Source organism: Syntrophorhabdaceae bacterium (assembly GCA_036504895.1).
Taxonomy (GTDB): domain Bacteria; phylum Desulfobacterota; class Syntrophorhabdia; order Syntrophorhabdales; family Syntrophorhabdaceae; genus PNOM01.
This window is the reverse complement of record DASXUJ010000070.1, coordinates 1-16,157: the sequence shown is the minus strand read 5'-3', so window position 1 is coordinate 16,157 and position 16,157 is coordinate 1. Positions and strand designations below refer to the sequence as shown.

The following is a 16,157-nucleotide window of genomic DNA, read 5'->3' as shown; positions in this document are numbered from 1 at the left end:
GAATCAGCCTCCCTTGCCTTTTTGAGAGACGTTACCGAAAGAAAGCAAATGGAGGAAAAACTCGAGACCATGTCAATAATGGATGACCTTACCGGCCTCTACAATCGCCGGGGTTTCTTCACTCTTTGCGAGCAGCAGTTGAAATTGGCATGGAGGACAAAGAAGGGAATGGAGCTCCTCTTTATCGATCTCGACAAGATGAAGTGGATCAATGATACATTGGGCCATAAAGAAGGCGACGCAGCACTCGTCGAAACCGCAACCATCCTCCGTGAAACCTTTAGAGAATCGGATATCATCGGCCGCATGGGGGGAGATGAATTTGCCGTCCTCGCCATAAATGCGCCCGATGAACATAGAGGAGATCTGGTCGGGCGTTTACAGAATATCATCGACAACAACAATAGACGGGACGCACGAAAATATAAGCTCGCCTTGAGTGTCGGCATCGCGGCATATGATCCCGAAACCCCCGTTTCCCTGGAAGATCTTATCATTAGAGCGGATACATTGATGTACGAAGAAAAGAGGAATAAGCAACGCCGGGCCTGAAAACGGTGTCTCCATTCCCAAGTTCCCGATTCCCGTTCGCATCGTAATGCTTCATAAATTCCCCTATTCTTCCCTGCCTGCGTCCAGCACGGTCCGCACCGCCTCAGCCGGTTCCGGCGTGGGCACGGACGAAAAAACACGGGAAAGAATCTTCGACCCTTTCTTTACTACCAAGGAAGGGGTGAAAGGAACGGGCCTGGGGCTATTCGCAGTCTTTCTCGCATCTGCTACTTGAAAATGATCGTGATTTAAAGGATAATCAGTCTGCAAGGCGGGGGGTCAGGGCTAACTCGTAGGGGTGAGTGATGGACCTCCCGACAAAAGCCGGCTGGAGGCACATGTGAAAACAAAAGGGTACTTGTTTCCACTCGGATCCATCCTTATTCTTCTGGCTTTGGGGCTTGGGTCGTACCTTCTTAGCCATAGCGGCGCAAGACGCAGCGGCCCCCCCATAAAGGTGAGATTTGCCGACGCCGTATATTTACCTTCGGCTCCGCTCTATATTGCCCTTGAAAAGGGATATTTCACGCAAGAAGGGCTGGAGGTCTCGTATTCGCCCTTCGGCCTCGGGAAAGAGACCCTGCGCGAGGTTGTCACGGGAAAGGCCGATTTTGGAACCGCCACCGACATGCCCATTGCCATTGAGGTGCTGAAAGGGGCCAAAATCTGCGTCATCGCCACGTTATCCAGCACGCCGGAACTGACTGGCATCGTCGCCCGAAAAGATCAGGGGATATCTTCCGTCAATGATTTACAGGGTAAGAAAATAGGCGTGAGCTATGGGACCAACGCAGAGTTTATTCTCGACAGCTTCCTGCTCTTCAATCGCGTACCGAGAAAAGATGTTCATACGGTGGATGTATCGCCCAAAGGGATGGCCGACGCATTCAGACAGGGCGAGATACAGGCAGCCGTGACATGGGAGTCTGTATTATCTAACCTCGGCGCCCAACTGGGGGAGAACGGCGTCGTCTTTTACGGCGACGAGCAAAACATTTACAAGCAGACCTGGAATATTGCGGCCACGCAGGAATTCGCTCACAGTAATCCGGAGACCGTCACGCGCGTCTTGCGAGCCCTGCTGAAGGCAGACGTTTTCATTGAGGAGAACCCCAAAGAAGCCCGGCTGATAATCACACGATATGCGGGAGTAAAGGAAGGCGCTTTTGAAGCATTCTGGAAATCCTACAGGCCCAACATTTCCCTTAGCCCGTTGCTCGTCGAGAACCTTGAGAGTCAAACGCGATGGCTCATGAAGAACAAGCGCACCGAGAGGAAGGATATGCCGAACTACCTGGACTACCTCTACTTTGAAGGTCTGGAATCGGTCAGGCCTGAGGCGGTGACCATTGTCCATCCAAAGGCATCGCGATGAGAATGACCCGGAAAGAAGGGGATCGCATGCGAAACAGGAAGAAGGCCTATTTGTTTGCTGCCGCCGCACTCATCATTCTCTTGGGTGCCGGACTCGGCGGGTACATCCTTTCACGCCCCGGCACGAGCATCGGCCCATCTCAAAAGGTCAGGTTTGCGGATGGACGCTCTTTGACTTCGGCTCAGCTCTATGTTGCCCTTGAAAAAGGGTACTTTAAGGGCGAGGGGTTAGAGGTAACCTATCTGCCTTTCTCCTCCGGAAAAGAAGCTCTCGACGCCGTCATCGGAGGAACGGCGGATTTTGCCACTGTTTCCGACTTCCCACTTGTATCGGTGATGTTAAAGGGAACTAAAATCCGCATCATCGCCACGCTCACGAGCACTTCGGCAGTAACGAACATAATAGGCCGAAAGGATCGTGGAATTTCTTCTGCCAAGGATCTGAAGGGCAAGAAGATAGGGGTTGCGCTCGGCACCAATATGGAGTTTATTCTGGACACTTTCCTGCTTTTCCATCGTGTACCGAGAGACGATGTCCGACTGATAAATGTAACCCCCCAGGGGATGGCCGATGCCTTCAGGAAGGGTGAAATAGACGCAGCCATATCCTGGGAGCCCCACCTGTCTGAACTTCGCGATCAGCTGGGGACTAAGGGCGTCGTCCTCTCCGGCGAAGAGCAGAAGATATACAAGCAGACATGGGACGTGGTGGCCATGGAGGATTTCGTTCAAAAAAACCCGGAGACGGTTAAGCGGGTGTTGCGGGCCTTTATGAGGTCGGACGCATTCATACAAGAGCGCCGTCAAGAGGCCCGGCAAATGACCGCGCGCTTTCTTATAGTAGACACGCGCGCTTTAGAGCCCTTCTGGAAGTCCTTTGCGCCCAACGTCTCCCTCGGCCCCCTGCTCATCGAGAATCTGGAGAACCAGACACGGTGGATGATGAGGAGTAAGCTCACGGACAGGAAGGATATGCCGAATTACCTCGACTACATCTATTTTGAAGGGCTCGAATCCGTCAAACCCGAGGCGGTGACAATCGTCCATCCAAAGGTATCGAGATGACAATAAAATCGAAGCTCATAGCGGTTGCGCTCATACCCGTATTTTTGGCCATCGTCGCCGCGGTTGCCGTCTATTGGACAAACGAGGAGGCGGCGCGGGCAAGGGCACGTAACTCCGCCATCGATAACATCACAAGAAACGTCTTTGAACTGAACCTGGCCACGGACCAGTATCTCCGGCGACCCGAAATAAGGCCAAGGATGCAATTCGAGTCTGTACGCAAGTCTTTGAAAGAAAAGGTCGAAGCCGGCATTTGGACGGGACGGGAGGAAGGCCTTGTCGACCGTCTGCGGGAAAGCCAGGAGGCAATGGGCAGCCTTTTTTCGTCACTCGTCTCCCTCGCGAAAGGCGAGGACGGCAGAGAAGACAAAGACACTATAGAGCTGAGAGAAAGAATAACAGGGCAACTTCTTGCCAATTCAAGGGACATCGTCACCGACGCCCTCACCCTGTCCGCAATCAGTGCGGCTCGCATGGACTCCGTCCGGAATCGAGGGTTATATTGGATCTTCCTTGCGATCCTCCTTTCCCTTGCAATGGTGCTCACCCTCTCTTCCCTGACGATCAGGAGCGTATTGGCTCCAATCAATAGACTCCGGGAAGCGGCGAAGGCGGTGACACGGGGAGATCTGGGCCACCAGGTAGAGATCGAAAGTAGTGACGAGATCGGCCAGTTGGGACAAGCTTTCAACCAGATGACAGCCCAATTAGAACAATTTTATGTCTCCTTAAAGGTTCTCGAGAAGGAAATCATCGAGCGGAAGCGGGCGGAGGAAGCCCTCAGGGAAGCCCGCGATTTCCTCGAACTTCGTGTGCAGGAAAGGACTGCCGAGCTAAGCACCGCGTACGAAACGCTTCAGTGTGAAATCGAGGAGCGCAAGAAGGCCGAAGAGCAGCTTCGCCAATCCCAGAAGATGGAAGCCATGGGGACGCTCGCCGGAGGCATCGCCCATGACTTCAACAACATCCTCGCGGCCATCATCGGTTTTACGGAAATGGCGGTAGACGATGTCGAAGACCGCCCGGAGGTGGGATCGAGCCTCCAAAACGTCCTCAAATCGGCGATGAGGGCACGGGACCTTGTGAAACAGATCCTCACCTTCAGCAGGAAGTCGGGCCACGAGAGAGCCCCCCTGTCCCTTACCCCTCTCATAAAAGAGACGGTCCAGCTCTTAAGGGCTTCCATTCCCGCCACGATCGAGATCAAGATGACCGCCACCGCAAGTTCGGACGCCATCCTTGCCTCCCCTACCGAGGTACAGCAGATACTCATGAACCTCGCCACCAACGCCTCCCTCGCCATGCAGGACAGTGGAGGAACCCTGGAGATCGGCCTTGAGGACATCCGCTTCGCTCCGGACTCGCCCGTATTCGACCCCGATATGGTTCCGGGAGAGTACCTGCAGCTCACCGTGAAAGATACGGGCATCGGCATGAGCCCCGAAGTCATGAATCGGGTCTTCGAACCTTTCTTTACCACAAGGGAAGTTGGGGAAGGCACCGGCATGGGCCTCGCGATGGTCTATGGAATCGTGAAGGACCTCCACGGGACCATCACCGTCGAGAGCCTGCCGGGAAAAGGCTCCACCTTCCGGGTCTTTTTTCCGAAGATAAAGGCGAGCGTTGAAAACGAGCACCTACCCCTAGGTCGAGCCCCCGGCGGCACGGAGAGCATTCTCTTTGTAGACGATGAAGAGAGCCTCGTCGCATGGGGTGAAGCGACACTCAAAAGGCTCGGCTATACCGTATTTGCCGTGACAGACAGCACCGAGGCCTTAAGAACTTTTACCACGGACCCCACGCGCTTCGATCTTGTCATCACCGATCAGACGATGAGGGGCATGACCGGCGCCCAACTCGCCAAAGCGTTTCTTCAGGTGAGGCCCGATATCCCCATTATCGTGTGCACCGGTCACAGCGAGACGATCTCTGCGGAGACAGCAAAGGAAATGGGCTTCAAGGAATACCTCATGAAGCCCCTCGCAAAACAGGAATTAGCCCGGGCCATTCGCCACGTGCTGGATACGAAGGAAGAATAAAGAGCGCCTTCATTGGGGAGTTGATCCGCCCTCTTTACCTTCGAATACCCGCGTTAACAACTCCTGCACTTCCTCTCTGCTCGCAGCTTTGGAGACATATGTTTGGGCTTGTGCTGCCTACTGCGTGGTAACCCATTTTTGAGAATCTCGAAAGATTCAGATCCACAAGCATCTCATCGTCGTCAACGAAAAGAATAGTCCTGACCTTCCCTGGCGATGGTCCCTTTTCGGCGTCTGTGCAGGAATGACCCGTATCTATATCTCTCTCCAGATTGGCTCAGTCGTATACACAAGCAAGCAAAAAACCTATCGTAGTGGTTGCCGCGGGCCCGCCGGAGAGACAATTCGCCGTCTTAGGTTCTATTCCCAGTCTATACTAGTAGTAGAAATATACCATAAATGAAAATTTAGGAATGATAATTCCTGCGACACGACTAAATTGTTCTTTTGTCAATCTTGTCGAGACGCGGTCACGCTAATGATCAGGCATAGGTACAGTTGGCCATGCATTCGCGACCTCGACGTATACGCCCACACCGTATTTGGATTTTCCTCCAAGTATTAGCGTTCAATGGAACCCAGCCTACATCATTAAACCCCCTTCGACGCTTCGCAACCTTCACACCTTTGCGTAATGCCGAAGAGATCAAAGTTCCCGCCGGCAATCCATTGAATTAAATTAATAGTTGCCGGCTTGCTGTGGCTCCTGAATTGGGGGAATCGTTCAGATTCGTCGTCTGGTGAGGATCAGAGGGCGGAGGCGTATCGTGCATACGCTGGAGCACCTGACCGGAGCCAGGCGGCGGATATGGGCGATTCCCCCGATTCAGAAGCCGTCCAAGTGAACATTAAACGGCTTCTTCTCCCCCCACCCGCACTCCCTAATTATTTGAATTATCCCTCAATTTCCATTATAATCACTGAAGTCATACCGGAGGGAACAATCATGATCAAGACTAGATTTGCACCCAGCCCCACGGGGAATCTCCATATCGGCGGCGCCCGTACTGCCCTCTTTAACTGGCTCTTTGCCCGCCATTATAAAGGGGTCTTCGTGCTTCGCATAGAGGATACGGACGTGGAGCGTTCCAAGGAAGAATATGTGACCGCAATCCTGGACGGGCTCGAGTGGCTCGGCATCGACTGGGACGAGGGGCCCCTTTATCAGAAGGACCGGATGGACCTCTACCACGACCTCGCCTATAAGCTCCTGGAGACCGGCCACGCCTATAAATGCTACTGCTCCCCCGAGGTGCTCGAGCAGAAGCGCGCGATCGCACTCGGCCAGGGGAAGAAACCCGCCTATGACCGGACCTGCCGCGACCTGCCGCCGGACCAGTCTGCGGATAAGCCCTTTGTCATCCGCTTCAAGACGCCCATTACCGGGACCGTCTCGTTCGACGACCTCGTGCGCGGCCCCATCAGCTTCAACTGTGAAGAGCTCGACGACCTCGTCATCTTCCGTTCCGACAACACGCCCACCTATAACTTTACGGTGGTGATCGACGACGCGCTCATGGGCATCACCCACATCATCCGGGGCGACGACCATATCAACAATACGCCGCGCCAGGTGGTGATCTACGAGGCCCTGGGCTACCCCATCCCCAAATTCGCCCACGTGCCCCTCATCCATGGAAAGGACAAGGCGCGCCTGAGCAAGCGCCACGGGGCCACCAACCTCATCGACTACAAGGACGAGGGCTTCCATCCCGAGGCCTTCATCAACTACCTCGCCCGCCTGGGATGGGCCCATGGAGATCAGGAGATATTCACGAAAGAGGAGATGTTCGAGCTCTTCGATCTCAAAAACGTGGGGAAATCACCCTCCATCTTCGACCTGGAAAAGCTCACCTGGCTGAACGGCCACTATATGAAAACCCTGCCCGAGCCGACGGTAGTGGAGCGGCTTCGCCCCTTTCTCGACAAGATGGACATCGACACGGGGGACGGGAAAAGGCTCGCCGCAGTGGTCTCCCTCCTCAAGGAGCGGGCAAAAACCCTGAAGGAGATGGCCGCCATGGCCTCCGTCTATTTTACCGATACCTTCGACTATGACGAGGCGGCCCGCGCCAAGTTCCTGAACCCCGAGACCAAACCCGTGCTCGAGGCTTTTCTCGCGGGATTTATTGCCCTCCCCTCACTCGATCCGGAGGCCCAGAGGCTCCTCGTCGAGGGAATCGCGAAGGAGCACAACAAGAAGCTCGTAGGCGTAGCCCAACCGATCAGGGTGGCCCTCACCGGCAGGACCGTGAGCCCCGGCATATTCGAGGTAATAGAGATCCTGGGCAAAGAAACCGTGGAAAAAAGGATTAAAAAGGCGATAGACTCGATTCAATGAAACTCTCGCGGCTGGAGCTTTTCGGCTTCAAATCTTTCTGCAACCGGACCGTCTTCCAATTCGGCGAGGGCATTACGTCGATCGTCGGGCCCAACGGCTGCGGAAAATCGAACGTGGTGGACGCCATCATCTGGGCCCTCGGCGAGCGGGGCACCAAGACGCTCCGCATCAAGGACATGGGCGATGTAATCTTCCACGGGAGCAACGGAAAGAAATCGATGAGCGTGGGAGAAGTAGCCATCGAGTTCCGGAACATTGACCAGGATACCATCATCAAACGCCGCATCTACCGTGACGGGGTGAACGAATATTACCTGAACGGCAACCAGGTGCGCCTCAAGGACATACAGGACTTTTTCCTCGGCACGGGCATCGGGCTCAATTCCTATGCCATCATCGAACAGGGTAAAATCGAATATTTCATCCAGATGAAGCCCCAGGAGCGAAAGATCGTCATCGAGGAGACGAGCGGCGTCACCCGGTTCGAGGAGAAGAAGCGGGAGGCCATGGTGCGCCTCGAAGAGGTGGGAGTCAACCTGGAACGGGTCGAGGACATCTCCCGGGAAGTGGCGAAAAGCCTCGAAAAAGCAGAGAGGGAATGGGAGCGCTGGAAGGAATACAAGGTCCTCGCCGACTCTTTGAGCGAGGCGGAGAAATGGATCCTCGTCGACGGGTTCGGGAAGCTCGCGAAGCGGATAGGAAAGATCGAGGAGCGGGGAGTTGACCTCGTGAAAGAGATAGAGAAGAAGGACGAGGAGACGGCTGCCCTCAAAGAAGAGCAGGAGTCGAAGAACAAGGAATTCGCCCTCGTCGATCAGACCATCCACCAGCTCGAGGTGGATATCAAGGGCCAGGAAAAGGATATGGAGAGCCGGCTCCTCGAGATCGACTACCTGAAAGAAGAGGAAAAGAGACTCCTTGGCAAGCGAGCGGCCCTTGCAAGGCATCAGGCGGAGCTGGAGGAAAAGATCCTGCGCCTCGGCGAGGAAGGCAAGGCCCTTGAGGAGAAGAAGGTGGAAGAAGAGGCCCTTCTCAGAAAGGGCGAAGAAGAGGAAGGCCGGATAAAGGCACATGTCGCGGAGCTGAAAGCGGAGCTCGAGGCAATGCAGAAGCATATGGAAGAGGAGCGGGTCACCCTCTTCGTCTGTATGAGCAGGTTGACGGAGATCAAGAACAACCTCGCCGAGATAGAGAGAAAAAAAGAAGAGGCCCGGAAGCGGGAGGAGCGTAAGCAGGTCGAGCTGGCGGGGTTGCGAGAGAAGCTCCGGGGCCTCACGGATAAGCACACGGTCCTCAAGGCCGCTCTGGAGAAGGAGCGTGCCGAAAAAACTTCTTTCGACGCACAGGAAAAGAAGGCCCTCGAAGAGCGGGACGGGCTCTCCCGCGCGCTCCAGGAGAAGCGGGGGAAGATCGAGCAGCTCAAAGGGGCGCGGCGTGGGAAAGAGGAGTTTATCCGCCAGATGAGGAGCCTCCAGGGCGTAAAGGAGGAGAACCCCCTGAACCGGAGCAAGCTCATCGACCTCGTGCGCGTCGAAGAGGGGGCGGAAAAGGCCCTCGAACGCTTTTTCTTCAAAGAAATGGAATATTATGTACTCAATGAGAAGGACGTAAAGACCGTTGCCGGGATCGTGGAGAAACACGAGGGCAATTACATCTTCTTTCCCCCTCAGGGCATGTTCACCCGCACGGACAACGATATCGCCATGGAAGTGAAATGGGTCGAGACCGTGGAGGAGGCCCTTTCCCGGATAGGAGAGGGCGAGCAGGGCGTCTTCATCAATAACCATGCCTGCGTCGATTCCCGGGGCTTCATCCTGAGGGAAAAAGAATCGAAAAAGGTAGATCTCAAGAGCTACCGCGAAAGGGTGAAGGCGGAAAAAGAGCTGAAAGAGATTATAGCTTCCCTCGAACGAGAATTGTCTTCCCTCAAGGAAGCGGAGGCAGCCCACCTCGCGGGTGAGAACCGCCTGAGGGAATATCGCGTGAGACGGGAAGGGATGGACAGGAAGATCGCCGGCCTCGAGCGGGAGGCGGTCGCCCTTGAGACGGAGCAGAGGACCGTGCGGGAAAGGCTCCACGAGCTCGAGACCAGGGTCGAGCTCTTTGAGGAGAAGGCAGGTCCGACCGCGGAGGAGCTTCTCGCGGAGAAGGCCCTCCGGGAAACCGAAAAAACACGGATCGAGGCCGCCATGGCCGCGCTTAAAGAGAAGACGGACGGGAAGAAGAAGGTCCACGACGAGACCCTCTCCCGCTGGCACCAGGCGACCATCAACCTGGAACGAAAGAGGAACCTTATCAAGACCCTGGCGGACGACAGGGCGCGCAAGGCCGCACTCACCGCCAATCTCAGTACCGAAAAGGCAGGGGCCGCAGGGAAGATGCACGCCGCCGAAGGACGTGCTGCCGAACGGGCCGGGAAAGTCGAGGCCCTGGAAGCGAGTTACATGGAGCTCAAAGGCGCGGTCGAGAGGCAGGTCCAGCGGTACGAGGAGTTGAAGACCGCCTCCGGCGCTATCCATATGGAGCGGCGGGCCCTGGAGGAAAAGGCGGAGGCCCTTTCCAAGGAGATTGCCCGCATACGGTCCAGGAAAGAAGGCATAGAAAAAGAGATACTGGTGCTCACTGAAAAGCGGCTCGTCATAGAAGAGAGGCTCAAAGAGATCTATCACATCGAGGACGCCGCGACCCTTGCGATCCCCACGGGTGAAGATTTCGAAAACGAGCGGGAGAAATTGGCCGGCGAGATCGAGGCCATCGGCGAGGTCAATTTCCGGGCGGAAAAAGAGTATCTGGAGCTGAAGGAGCGCGCCCTATTTCTGGCCCAGCAGATGGAAGACCTCAAAAATGCCGCCGACTCCCTTAAGAAGACCATTACCAAAATAGAGAATTTGACGCGCGAGATCTTTTTCGAGACTTTCGAAACGGTAAATACGGCCTTTAAGAAATTCACGGAAACCCTTTTCAAGGGGGGCAAGGGGTATCTGCACTATAACCCGGACATCGGCGGCATCGACATGTACGTCCAGCCTCCGGGGAAAAAAGTAGCCCGCATGGAGCAGCTCTCCGGCGGCGAGAAAGCCCTCATATCCCTCTCCTTCCTCCTCTCCCTCATCGACACGAAGCCGAGCCCTTTCGTGCTCATGGACGAGATCGACGCCCCTCTGGATGACGCCAACCTCATTTCCCTCATGGAGATAATAAGGGAAATGAGCGCCAAAACCCAGATAGCCTTCATCACCCACAACAGGATCACCATGGAAGCCTCCCACACGATATATGGGGTGACCATGGAGGAGGAAGGCATCTCCAAGATTATCTCCGTAAAGCTGTAGCCCAGCCGGGCCATCCTCTTTCCCAGCTCTTCGTTGTCCGCGTCGTCACTCTCCTTGACGTACTCAACAGTACGCCTGCGTCGGCTCCTTCTTGCCGCCTCGATCTGGAAAAGATTATGGCCCGGCTAATTTGCGCAATTTCACAGATTTCATTCGGACTCGAGAAAAGTAGTTCCTCTCATGGCCGCATTATGCGTCCATGATGTTACCGGGTTACTTTTCTTCTGTCTTTCCTCAACCTCAACCTCAGCCTGTCTCTTCGCCTTTTACCTCTCTTTCCCTCCTTTTCCCCTTCATCTATCCCCCTGTATACATTGTGATTTTTTTCACTGTATACAATTTTTTGTTACTGTTTTTCTAATACAATCAAGTACTTGGATTATAAACAGTATATAAATCGGCTTGTTAGGCGCTATTTTCTTATTGACAAATTCTCCTAGAAAACTATAAGTAACTATAGATATACTCGGGGAATGGGGGATTTGCTTCATCCGTAGCGTACAATAAGTGTCGATTTGTTTGGATAGGAATTATTGCTGATTCCACGTAAAGGAGGTGAGGCTTTGCATTAAGGATCACCAAAAAAGCAAAGGGGGTTTATTATGCAGCCAGTTGATCCACAGGTTGTCTCTGAGTTGATGTTTTCCTGGTACGTGTGGGGAGCGCTTTTCATCGCAACGGCCCTCATGACAGTTATAGGCACAGCTATCATTACTAGGGGGTGGAAAGAATGAACCCACAAGCCGCACAGCAATTCCTCCCTGCGATGAAACCGGACATGATGACCATCGTGACCGGGTGCATCGCGGTGGGTGTCCTTCTCTTTGTCTCCGTCCTTCTTGGCCTCATGGGCAAGAAGCAGTGGAAAACATTCGACGAGTACCTTGTCGGCAAACGCGACATAGGTCCCATGGTAACCGCCGCGGCCCTCTCCGCTTCTTACATCTCGGGATGGGCCTTCTGCGGCAGCACGGGCATAGTTTACACCATGGGGTTTTCAGGCATGTGGTTCGCGGGCATCTGGAGCCTCGTGGGTATCGTCCCCTGCATCTGGCTGGGAGCGGTAAAGACGAGAGATTTTTCCGCGAAGCTGGGTGCTGCAACGCTTCCCGAGACGATCGGCAGGCGGTTCCAATCAAAAGGGCTGCAGACGGTCGTCGCCATTTCGATGCTCTTTTTCCTTTTCCTTTATTCCGTAGGACAGCTTAAGGCCGGCGGAACGGTCTGGTACGCCATGACAGGGCTTTCTCCCTTCTGGTCCCTTCTCCTTTCCGTCTTTATCGCATGGATGTATATGGTGCTCGGTGGATACGTGGGCAACCAGTATGCCATGGCGCTCCAGGGACTCGTTTTCGCCATCGTGGGGACCCTTCTCGGCCTCTGGGCGATCATCCACATAGGCGGATTCTGGGGTATCACGGAAAAACTCGCGGCCCAGAACCCGAAACTGATGACCCTCATCAGGCCTGAGCTTCCCAAACTCGGATTTCCCCAGCTCATGTCGAGCTGGGTAGGCATCCTCGCGACCCCGGTCATCTTCTTCACCATGGCAGTCGGCTTCCCTCACAATGTGAGCCGGTTTCTCGGTATGAAGAAGGTAACGAAGCGGGATTACTGGGTGCTCATCGGCGTCGTCTGGCTCTTCACGGGAATCCCCATAATGCTCGACTGTTCGTCGAACGGGCTTGTGGCACGCGTCCTCTACGGACCGGGCCTTCTGAAGATCGAACCGTGGAAGGGCGACCTCGCGGCACCGTTCCTCTCTTACGCCCTCGGGGGACCGTGGCTTCTCGCGGCCTATACGGCAGGGCTTTTCTCCGCAGCCCTTTCGACCCTTGCCGGCATGGTCTTTATCATGAGCTCCAATGTCACGAGGGATATCATCAAGCTCTGGTGGCCGCAGACTTCCGATAAATCGATGCTCTACCTGGGCTATTTCCTCATCGCCCTCTTCCTCTTCCTGCCCTTCTACTGGACCCTTGTGAGGCCACCGGAGCTCCTCTCCATCTTTATGGGGCTTGCGGCAATGGGCCTCGGCGCGGTCTTCTTCTTCGTCACCGCCGTATCCTATTACTGGAAGCGGGCCACGAAGTGGGGCGCCATGGCGTGCGTCGTCTGGGGGACCATATTCACCCTCTATGGCGGCTATTCTGTGCTCTATAAAAAGATGTACGGCATGGGAAGCTATGAATGGTTCCTGGTCTTAAGCAGCGGCGCCATCTTCTTCCTGGTAAGCTACATGACCAAGCCGCCGGAAAAGGAGCATCTCGATAGACTCTTCTCCAAGGCAATATAAAAGAGAACAAAAAATGGGGGCCTGAAAAGGCCCCCATTTTTATTGCCTTGTTTTCGCTCACTCTCGTTTTTCGGGACAGACTAATAAATAGAGCTTGTCGTACACCGAGCCGGGAGGAATATCCGACCAGTCCTTGTAGGTGCCTGCCTTCGCATAGTCGAGGGACTTTCCGTCCTTTGTCAGCTCGTAGACTTCCTGGATGCATATCTCCTTCTTTTTGCTGAAGCAGTTGACCTCGTACAGCACGTTTCTGTGGGAGAACTCTTCATATCCGGCAGTGGCGAACTTGTAGGTCCCCCTCTTGTCCACATACCGCTTCTTTCCTTCTGTGCTATAGACGACCTGGGTCCAAACCCGAACTATTCCCGGAGAGGGATTGGGATTCTCCGCAGATTTGTAATAGTGGGCGCCATCAGTATCGGACCCGTAGAGGGTCCATGCTGATGGCTGGGGTTTAATGGCCACCTCTCTGTCCTTACTCGTAAAGACATCGCCCTTCCACCAGAGGAGGGCAAGAACAGCCACCACGATGATAGCCCCCGTCAGGAACATGGCCTTCGCGTGGTCTTTCAGGATCGCGAGTTTATTCATACGCTGAATCGCCCCTGCCTCTAATGGCCGCCCAACACGTCGGGAACAGCCGATTTGTCCAGTTCCGCGCCTTTGGGCAGTTCAAACATGCTGTCGGGAGCGCCTTTCTTCACGTTTTTGTATTCCACGCTCCAGCTTCCGTTTGCGTTCGCTACCTTTACGGGAAAGGCGATATCTGTGGCGAAGGACTGGTAATAAGTCTCCGTCTTGCCTCCCCTCTTTACGGACACCTCAAACTTCTTCGCAGGATGCCCATCCACCGTCTCCGTGCCCACCTGTTTCCGGCTCACCTCGCCGGGGAGCTTTTCCTCAGAAAAGGGTTTCATTTCGGGAGTCAGCTTCGCCTCGAGGTAGGTATTTTCCGCGCCGTTGACCTGCCAGAGGACGCCCTTATCCCCCCGCACGATCGCGTAGAGCGGCGTGCTGCGCTTCTCGACCCGTACTTTTGCGTCCTTCACATAGATTTTCCCCTGAACCGTCTTCTTCCCTTCCTTGGTCACCGTGTCAGCCGTAAGCTCGACACCGAAGGCGCCCGCCGCCAAACCGAGGAAGAAAAAAAGCGCAAACCCACACATCACCAGAGACTTTCCCATCATAACCTCCCCTTTGTTTAGTTGTGTACCGTATACCTATCTTTTACCACCTGAGCCCCCACACAATCAATAGAAAAACTGGGTATTACTTTGCGTGTTATTTCACAATGTTAAAGCACGGACGGTATGCACCGGAGGACAGGAACAAGTAAATTTTTGTGTACAAACCGCGGGGGAAGTTACAAACTATAATCGTTCCGGGGTTGGTGGGTCGTCGCCACCGGGACGGACGTCACATTTTAGGAGAATTTCTCATGGGTATGATGATAATCGGGGCAGTCCTGGTGCTCCTCATCGCCGTCTTCTCAATCCAGAACGCATCGCCAGTCGCCGTCTCTTTCTTCTTCTGGAAGAGCGAGATATCCCTTGCCCTCGCCATCCTGGTCTCCACCCTGGCCGGAATCGTGGTGGGAGGTGTGATGATCTCGATGGCCATAGGCAAGATGGGCAGGACCGGCAGGGCGCCCGGGAAAAGGTCCGCCCCCTGATCCGGTGAAGGGCCGCCGAAGCGTGTAGGCGCCTCGAAGGTCCAAAACCCTTTTTTTCGCCGCGGATAAAACCGGATAAGGGCGGATAAAGCATCTTACCTGTCCAACCGGCGACGCTACCGGTGGGACACTCTCCAGCCCCGCAGGGCCGGGAGTATTTGACCGGCCAAAGTCGGCCGGGCAAATCAAGTCATTCTCTTTCATCTGCTTTCATCCGGTTTTATCCGAAGTTATCCGCGGCTAAACAGGTTTGATCTGACTGAGGGGTTACTCCGGAGCTCCTTTTCTCTTGACAGTCTTTCGAAAGGGCAGCACAATTGGTCATTGAATGAGGGAAGAAGATGAATCTCCGCATATGGCTCACCATAGGAAGCGTTTTCGTCCTTCTCGCGGGCCTCGGTTCCGCCGTGGCCATATACCAGTCGGCGATCGATGAGCCCCCTCGCGTGCTGGGCTACGAGGGGGGCGATGAGTCGGCTTACCCGGTAAGGCCCGAAGATTCGAAAAGCTATCTCCGGGACTTGGAGCTCTACGGCGGCAAGTCAAATGTCCTCGCCACCCAATTCAGGCACTGGGCCGGCGGCCTATTTCAGGGAAAGTCCCTTGCCTTGATAGTGGCTGTCTTCTCCCTGCTCCTCTCTTATGCGGCATTCTATGCCGCGGGCCGGATGCCGCGGGATAGGGGCCGCCCCACAACAAGAGACGGAAATATCCGCCGGTAATGTTCTTTCCCATGGGCGCCGAAGCGCCTTAGCCTATGAAGAGCCCTTCCAGCCTGATTGCCTTCTGACCCTTGAAGGTGTTGATGAAATTCACGAGCCCCGAGTGGCGCCACTGGAGCATACACCGATGGGGCATGAAGAAATATCGCATCCCGATCTTCAGGTCCGCCTTCGAGGAGTTCACTACCCCCTCGTAGGCCTGGGCAGAATAGTATCCCACGTCCTTGAATCCCTGTGCCCGCGGGTTCAACGGTCCGGTCACGCACCAGGTGATGACCCCGTTCGTCTGGTCCACGTCCATTGCGACCCCGCAGTGGGTGACGGGGCATCCGCAGGACATGCCCATGGGACGGCCGATGAGGATGTCCCCCTTTTGAATGTCGAGCTCCCGCGTGCGGGCCGCATTGTGGGGGATGATGATCTCTCTCGGCCCCGGGTCGCCCGGAAGGGAGTCGAGAATAAAATCAAAGTCCCGGCCCAGGGAATCCTGCCACGCCCCCCCATCGGTCGTCATCCCGGCCGGGGCGCCGTCACATCCCCGGCAGGTCTTGGTCGGGGCTTCCGGGTTCATTTTTATTGTTTCTTTGTGAAGATGGATGCATTTCTCCACGTTTCCGGGTTTTTCGATCAGGCTGTCGGCGAAGGTCTCACACGTTCTTGAGCCGCAGAGCCCGCAGTCGAGACCGGGAAGGCTCTCCAGAAATGTCTCTTTCCCTTCCTTGTTTTCATTCATCTTTCTCTCCTTTAAAAGGTCATTAGAGCTA

12 protein-coding genes are annotated in these 16,157 nt (G+C 55.0%); 9 read left to right on the top strand and 3 right to left on the bottom strand.

Annotated features, from left to right (window positions below; genetic code table 11):
• The 7 genes from VGJ94_09760 to VGJ94_09730 all read left to right on the top strand — a co-directional run.
• Nucleotides 1-552: GGDEF domain-containing protein (locus VGJ94_09760; GenBank protein HEY3276895.1), on the top strand; the 552-nt coding region annotated here is incomplete at its 5' end.
• 340 nt (nucleotides 553-892) lie between these two features.
• A complete protein-coding gene (locus tag VGJ94_09755; protein ID HEY3276894.1) occupies nucleotides 893-1,927 on the top strand; it encodes an NrtA/SsuA/CpmA family ABC transporter substrate-binding protein in 1,035 nt (344 codons plus the stop codon).
• 26 nt (nucleotides 1,928-1,953) lie between these two features.
• Nucleotides 1,954-2,991: an NrtA/SsuA/CpmA family ABC transporter substrate-binding protein gene (locus tag VGJ94_09750; GenBank protein ID HEY3276893.1), complete on the top strand. Its 1,038-nt coding sequence runs from the start codon at nucleotides 1,954-1,956 to the stop codon at nucleotides 2,989-2,991.
• Nucleotides 2,988-5,030 carry an ATP-binding protein gene (locus VGJ94_09745; protein ID HEY3276892.1) on the top strand — a complete coding sequence of 681 codons (2,043 nt, stop codon included), beginning with the start codon at nucleotides 2,988-2,990 and terminating at the stop codon, nucleotides 5,028-5,030. The genes VGJ94_09750 and VGJ94_09745 overlap by 4 nt, the downstream gene beginning before the upstream one ends.
• Nucleotides 5,031-5,976: 946 nt before the next feature.
• The gene (gene gltX / locus VGJ94_09740; GenBank protein HEY3276891.1) at nucleotides 5,977-7,371 is read left to right on the top strand and encodes a glutamate--tRNA ligase; all 1,395 of its coding nucleotides are present in this window, start codon (nucleotides 5,977-5,979) and stop codon (nucleotides 7,369-7,371) included.
• Entirely contained in the window at nucleotides 7,368-10,703 is a 3,336-nt protein-coding gene (locus VGJ94_09735) for an AAA family ATPase (GenBank protein ID HEY3276890.1), read from the top strand. The genes gltX and VGJ94_09735 overlap by 4 nt, the downstream gene beginning before the upstream one ends.
• A 730-nt stretch (nucleotides 10,704-11,433) precedes the next feature.
• On the top strand, nucleotides 11,434-12,999 hold the full coding sequence (locus tag VGJ94_09730; protein ID HEY3276889.1) for a hypothetical protein: 1,566 nt from the start codon (nucleotides 11,434-11,436) through the stop codon (nucleotides 12,997-12,999).
• A gap of 57 nt (nucleotides 13,000-13,056) precedes the next feature.
• Here the strand turns inward: VGJ94_09730 and VGJ94_09725 are convergent, their stop codons facing one another.
• The gene (locus tag VGJ94_09725; GenBank protein HEY3276888.1) at nucleotides 13,057-13,590 is read right to left on the bottom strand and encodes a surface-adhesin E family protein; all 534 of its coding nucleotides are present in this window, start codon (nucleotides 13,588-13,590) and stop codon (nucleotides 13,057-13,059) included.
• A gap of 20 nt (nucleotides 13,591-13,610) precedes the next feature.
• The gene (locus tag VGJ94_09720; protein ID HEY3276887.1) at nucleotides 13,611-14,186 is read right to left on the bottom strand and encodes a hypothetical protein; all 576 of its coding nucleotides are present in this window, start codon (nucleotides 14,184-14,186) and stop codon (nucleotides 13,611-13,613) included.
• Nucleotides 14,187-14,437: 251 nt separating this feature from the next.
• Between VGJ94_09720 and VGJ94_09715 the strand changes: the two genes are divergently transcribed.
• Together VGJ94_09715 and VGJ94_09710 are read left to right on the top strand one after the other, a co-directional pair.
• On the top strand, nucleotides 14,438-14,671 hold the full coding sequence (locus tag VGJ94_09715; protein ID HEY3276886.1) for a LapA family protein: 234 nt from the start codon (nucleotides 14,438-14,440) through the stop codon (nucleotides 14,669-14,671).
• A gap of 341 nt (nucleotides 14,672-15,012) precedes the next feature.
• Nucleotides 15,013-15,393 carry a hypothetical protein gene (locus VGJ94_09710; GenBank protein ID HEY3276885.1) on the top strand — a complete coding sequence of 127 codons (381 nt, stop codon included), beginning with the start codon at nucleotides 15,013-15,015 and terminating at the stop codon, nucleotides 15,391-15,393.
• A 28-nt stretch (nucleotides 15,394-15,421) separates the two neighbouring features.
• Here the strand turns inward: VGJ94_09710 and VGJ94_09705 are convergent, their stop codons facing one another.
• On the bottom strand, nucleotides 15,422-16,126 hold the full coding sequence (locus tag VGJ94_09705; protein HEY3276884.1) for a (Fe-S)-binding protein: 705 nt from the start codon (nucleotides 16,124-16,126) through the stop codon (nucleotides 15,422-15,424).
• Between the last annotated feature and the right edge of the window lie 31 nt (nucleotides 16,127-16,157).

What these genes read in the sequence shown, in the direction of transcription:
- VGJ94_09750 (HEY3276893.1), top strand. Translation starts at nt 1,954, where the DNA reads ATGCGAAACAGGAAGAAGGCCTATTTGTTTGCTGCCGCCGCACTCATC.
- VGJ94_09745 (HEY3276892.1), top strand. Translation starts at nt 2,988, where the DNA reads ATGACAATAAAATCGAAGCTCATAGCGGTTGCGCTCATACCCGTATTT.
- gltX (HEY3276891.1), top strand. Translation starts at nt 5,977, where the DNA reads ATGATCAAGACTAGATTTGCACCCAGCCCCACGGGGAATCTCCATATC.
- VGJ94_09735 (HEY3276890.1), top strand. Translation starts at nt 7,368, where the DNA reads ATGAAACTCTCGCGGCTGGAGCTTTTCGGCTTCAAATCTTTCTGCAAC.
- VGJ94_09730 (HEY3276889.1), top strand. Translation starts at nt 11,434, where the DNA reads ATGAACCCACAAGCCGCACAGCAATTCCTCCCTGCGATGAAACCGGAC.
- VGJ94_09725 (HEY3276888.1), bottom strand. Translation starts at nt 13,590, where the DNA reads ATGAATAAACTCGCGATCCTGAAAGACCACGCGAAGGCCATGTTCCTG.
- VGJ94_09720 (HEY3276887.1), bottom strand. Translation starts at nt 14,186, where the DNA reads ATGATGGGAAAGTCTCTGGTGATGTGTGGGTTTGCGCTTTTTTTCTTC.
- VGJ94_09715 (HEY3276886.1), top strand. Translation starts at nt 14,438, where the DNA reads ATGGGTATGATGATAATCGGGGCAGTCCTGGTGCTCCTCATCGCCGTC.
- VGJ94_09710 (HEY3276885.1), top strand. Translation starts at nt 15,013, where the DNA reads ATGAATCTCCGCATATGGCTCACCATAGGAAGCGTTTTCGTCCTTCTC.
- VGJ94_09705 (HEY3276884.1), bottom strand. Translation starts at nt 16,126, where the DNA reads ATGAATGAAAACAAGGAAGGGAAAGAGACATTTCTGGAGAGCCTTCCC.